Here is a 4444-nt window from a genome sequence, read left to right on the forward strand (position 1 = left end):
CTTAATAGATGCGTCAGAATTTAATCCAACAATGAGAATATCACCTAACGCCTTTGCCTTTTGCAAAGACCGAACATGACCAACATGCAAAATATCAAACGCGCCGTTTGTTGTAACTATTGTTTTTCCTTGAGCTCTTAATTTTTCGCAAACCTGCTTTAGTTCTCTTGCCGACAGCACTTTTTTTCTCATACTGGGCCTGGAGGGATTCGAACCCCCGATCCCCGGCTTAGAAGGCCGGTGCATTATCCAGACTATGCTACAGGCCCCGACGATCCATCACGGGACGAGCCTCCTGCATCACTACAGGGCGGCCTTCGAAGGGGACTTCCCGAAGCAAACGTTGCGCTTCCTCAAAGAGCCAGCCCCTGCTCAATACAAAAAGAGGAACGGCCCAGCTACTAAAAGGTTACCCTTTCTTGAAGGAACGAGAGCACCGCCCTGAGTGGCTCGCCAGAACCGCCCTTTGGCTTGTAATGCTTCTCCTTCTTCAAAATCGCTGAACTCATATCCACGTGCACCCACGGCGAGCCGCCAACGAACTCCTTCAAAAACGCAGCGGCGGTGCACGCCCCGCCGTACCTATCCGCAGAACCAATATTGCTCACATCACCAACCACGCCCTTCACATCCTCGCTGTACTCATCAAAAAGCGGAAGCTGCCAGAGCAGGTCATGCGTTCGCTCCCCCGCGCGCAACAGCGCTTCAACTGCTTGCTGATCCGTCCCGAACACGCCGGAAGCATGCATGCCAAGCGCGACCATGCACGCCCCGGTAAGCGTTGCAAAGTCAACAATAAGGTCGGGTTTGAGCGTTGAAGCGTAGTAGAGCGAATCGGCAAGCGTCACCCTCCCTTCAGCATCAGTGTGGCCAATCTCAATCGTCTTCCCTGACATCGTCTTGACTACATCGCCAGGAAGGTAGGGCGTGTTCCCCATTAAGTTGTCTGTCAAGCCCATCACACCAATGACAGCAACGTTCAAACGCAGCTTAGCAACCGCCTGCAACGCAGCAATAACCAGCGCGGCCCCGCTCATATCCATCTGCATATCATTCATGTAGTCTCCTGGCTTGACCTGCACACCACCCGTGTCAAACGTTACTCCTTTCCCTACCAGGCACAAGGTTCGCTTCGCACCTTTGGGAACGTACTTCATAACAACAAAGCGAGGCTCTCTTGAACTTCCCTTATTCACTGCCAAGAGGCCCCCCATCTTCTTCTTTTCGATTTCGCGCTTCCCCCACACGGTGCAGGAGAAACCACACGTCTTCGCAACACGCTTTGCAACACGTGCAAGCTCAGCCGGCCCCATATCCGCGCCTGGCGTGTTCTGCAAATCCCTCATCAAATACACTGCTTCAGCAACAATCCTTGCTCTTTTCACCGCCCCTGCTTCCTTTGACAAAACGGTAAGGGACGTGAGCCGCTTCTCCTTCTTCTTTTCCGTTTTGTACTTCTCAAAGCGATACAAGGCAAGCGAAGCGGCTTCTGCAACCGCGAAGACAACCTCTTCCTCGTTGACGTTCTCTACTTCAGGAGGGGCGATGCTTGCACGCTCAAGGTGCGCGGCGCTCAACCGCTTGACCGCTGTGGCACACGCCCTGCGCACTACTTCCAATGAACATTCTTTCTTCTTCCCCAACCCGGCAACGAGGAGGTGCGACGCCTTCACTCCTGGCCTGTGCAAGAGCAAGACTTCTTCTTTCTTCCCCGAAAACTCGCCGCTGCGCTTCGCACCTGCAAGAAAACCACGCAAGGCCTTATCAACGACGGCCCACTCTCGACTGGCATCATCCTCGAACGTGAAAAGAACCAAAGGGCCTTCCACACGCAAAACATCCTCATACTTCGCTCTTACGTTCAACATGCAATCCACCACCTCGGCCTCCCTATATAAAATTAACGAAAAAAAAATTCACAAAACCCCCCAACCCTAACAAGCGAGCACGTGCCAAACACTACAAGGGAACAAGAAAAAGAAAAAAAAGAGAAAAGGCAAGCTTCGTTCAAACGAGGCCTTTAACCTTTCACGACCCCGAGAGGGCGCAGGCGCGCAACGGGTTTTCCAATACCCGCCTCCTTGGCCACCCTGATGACCTCATCAATGTCCTTGTACACCGCTGGCGCCTCTTCGGTAATGCCCCTCCACGATGCGGATTTGATAAAAATAGACCGCTTCTCCAGTTCCTGCTTAATCTGCTCGCCACGAAACTGTTGATTCGCCGCGTGGCGCGACATCACCCGCCCCGCTCCGTGCGGCGTGCTCCCAAACGTTTCCGCCATTGCTTCATCCGTCCCGACCAAGACATAACTCGCCGTTCCCATACTCCCGGGAATGAGAATGGGCTGACCTACTTTGCGGTACGCCTCAGGAACTTCAGCGTGCCCCGGACCAAATCCTCTCGTCGCTCCCTTTCGGTGCACGTACACCTTCCTTCGCGCCCCGCCCACGTCGTGCTCCTCAAGCTTGGCAATATTGTGTGCAACATCGTAGAGAAGCCGAAGCGAAACACCCTTCCCAAAAACATCCCTAAACGCTTCACGAACCTTGAACGTCATCAGCTGGCGGTTGCACCACCCAAAGTTCGCCGCGGCGCTCATCGCTTTGTAATACTCTCGCGCGATAGGATGACTGAGCGGAGCATAAATAAGATCTTTTTCAGGAAGCCGCTCCATAATATCCAGAAACGTTTCTTCCATACGCCGCAAAAAATCAGAGCACACCTGATGCCCCAACCCCCTGCTTCCTGAATGAATCATGACAACGACCTGCCCCTCTTTCTCCAACCCAAACACGCTCGCCACATCTTCTTCATAAATCGTGTCGACTGCTTGCACTTCGAGAAAGTGATTTCCCGCCCCTAGCGTTCCGAGCTGCTTTCTCCCTCGTGACTTTGCCCGGGGAGAAACAAAACGAGGATCCGCCTCTGGCATGCGCCCGTGCTCCTCACAATGCGCCCTGTCCTCCTCCGTTGCATACCCCTTCTCCACTGCCCAGTCAATCCCCTCCTTCAAGACACGGTCGAGCTCCTCATCTGAGAGGCGAAGATCCGATCTTCCTCCAACTCCTGCAGGGACGTTCCTAAAAATAGCATCGAGCAGTTCCTTGATGCGCGGGAAAACCTCCTCTTCAGTCAATGAACTCGTCAAGACACGAACGCCGCAGTTAATGTCAAACCCGATCCCCCCGGGCGTGATGATTCCTTCCTTCTCGTCAAACGCCGCCACGCCACCAATGGGGAACCCGTACCCTTGGTGCGCATCACTCATCATGATCGCTTGCTTTTGAATGCCGGGGAGGCTCGCTACATTCACCCCCTGCTGAAGAGACTTATCTTTCTGAAGGTGCTCCATAAGTTTTTCGGACGCAAAAATTTTGAGGGGGACCCGCATCGATCCCTGCTTGGGCACCTCAAACACTACGTTGCCAACCTTTCTTACCACAACCTTTCCTTCTTCACTCCTTCCTTGTACCATACCCTGCGTGGCAAAAGCTCTTCCTTTAAAAAAGTGCTGTTGAAACATGCTGCGAGGACGTTCCCTTGAAAAGAAGGGCAAAAAGCGCTCCTTGCAGCGAAGCCTCCTCGTGAACGCCACAGAACAAGCACAACGAACCCAGAGAACGACAACAAACCCCCCAAAGCTCTCCTATGACAACCCGCTATTCTCTGTCCTCTCCGCGAAGCGAATCCTCAAGTATTCGCAAGAACGTCGGCTCATCCAAGTCCTTTCCCTCTCTTGCACGCCGGTACACCTCAGAACGATAGGTTCGAAACCGCTCTCGCTCACCCCCCTCACCAACGTACCTTGGGGACAGGCCAAGCCGCTGGTTCGCTTCCGGGCTGGACATGGCATAAAACGCGCTCAGAGCGTTGCTGCGCCTCATTGCTTCCTCACGCTCGCTTTGTTCGAGGCATCGATGCACCAAGGCTTCGAACGCGTCATCACCGACGAGCGTTAGGTAGTTCTGCACTACATCCCCTTGAGGATGACGAGACGCAGCCCTCCCAAGGTCAAGACGTTCTTCAAGCAAGCCGCGAATGCTCTTTTTTCTGGAGTTCCTATGGCTTTCTGGAAAGATGGCTCCCAGTACTTTTTCGGCAAGAAAAACGTTTTGCACCTCCCTCCTATCAAGTACCTGCCTTCCTTTCTCATCGTAAAAACCGATAAAGAGGGGCTCAACCCACTCCTGCCAGACACTTCTCGCCTGACGAAAAAGCGGCTCTACTGCGTAGGAAGCATCGTGAAGCCACGAACGCAAGTGCGACCCGACGTAATCCCCAAAAAAATGCCGTATATTCTTTTTCTTCTCCATTTTTTTCTGTTCTTCTTGACGGCCCTCGGCCCCTCCAACTGAGCACGTCTTCACGCTTCTCCGCCAGAAAAAAAGAACCCCTTTATAAATGTTTCGTCATTATTCAGTAGTTATACTATTGTTTGTGC

Annotated in this window: 5 protein-coding genes and 1 tRNA gene; 2 read left to right on the top strand and 4 right to left on the bottom strand. The window is 53.1% G+C overall.

Annotated elements, in window-relative coordinates; translation table 11 throughout:
* The 4 genes from D6783_00820 to D6783_00835 form a co-directional block, all read right to left on the bottom strand.
* Window positions 1–192, bottom strand: a 192-nt coding sequence (locus D6783_00820) for a D-glycero-beta-D-manno-heptose 1-phosphate adenylyltransferase (GenBank protein RME53799.1), incomplete at its 3' end; no start/stop codon positions are given.
* Window positions 193–194: 2 nt separating this feature from the next.
* Window positions 195–269, bottom strand: a tRNA-Arg gene (locus tag D6783_00825).
* Window positions 270–401: 132 nt separating this feature from the next.
* On the bottom strand, window positions 402–1868 hold the full coding sequence (locus D6783_00830; protein RME53800.1) for a leucyl aminopeptidase: 1467 nt from the start codon (window positions 1866–1868) through the stop codon (window positions 402–404).
* Between the two features lie 152 nt (window positions 1869–2020).
* On the bottom strand, window positions 2021–3478 hold the full coding sequence (locus D6783_00835; GenBank protein ID RME53803.1) for an RtcB family protein: 1458 nt from the start codon (window positions 3476–3478) through the stop codon (window positions 2021–2023).
* 46 nt (window positions 3479–3524) lie between these two features.
* Between D6783_00835 and D6783_00840 the strand changes: the two genes are divergently transcribed.
* Together D6783_00840 and D6783_00845 are read left to right on the top strand one after the other, a co-directional pair.
* The gene (locus D6783_00840) at window positions 3525–3962 is read left to right on the top strand and encodes a hypothetical protein (protein RME53801.1); all 438 of its coding nucleotides are present in this window, start codon (window positions 3525–3527) and stop codon (window positions 3960–3962) included.
* A gap of 27 nt (window positions 3963–3989) precedes the next feature.
* The gene (locus tag D6783_00845; protein RME53802.1) at window positions 3990–4358 is read left to right on the top strand and encodes a hypothetical protein; all 369 of its coding nucleotides are present in this window, start codon (window positions 3990–3992) and stop codon (window positions 4356–4358) included.
* The last annotated feature ends 86 nt before the right edge of the window (window positions 4359–4444 follow it).

This window comes from Candidatus Woesearchaeota archaeon, from assembly GCA_003694805.1.
Taxonomy (GTDB): Archaea; Nanobdellota; Nanobdellia; order Woesearchaeales; family J110; genus J110.

Excerpts from the sequence above, each read along its gene's own strand:
- D6783_00845 (RME53802.1), top strand. The coding sequence starts at position 3,990 with ATGACGAGACGCAGCCCTCCCAAGGTCAAGACGTTCTTCAAGCAAGCC.
- D6783_00830 (RME53800.1), bottom strand. The coding sequence starts at position 1,868 with ATGTTGAACGTAAGAGCGAAGTATGAGGATGTTTTGCGTGTGGAAGGC.
- D6783_00840 (RME53801.1), top strand. The coding sequence starts at position 3,525 with ATGCTGCGAGGACGTTCCCTTGAAAAGAAGGGCAAAAAGCGCTCCTTG.
- D6783_00835 (RME53803.1), bottom strand. The coding sequence starts at position 3,478 with ATGGTACAAGGAAGGAGTGAAGAAGGAAAGGTTGTGGTAAGAAAGGTT.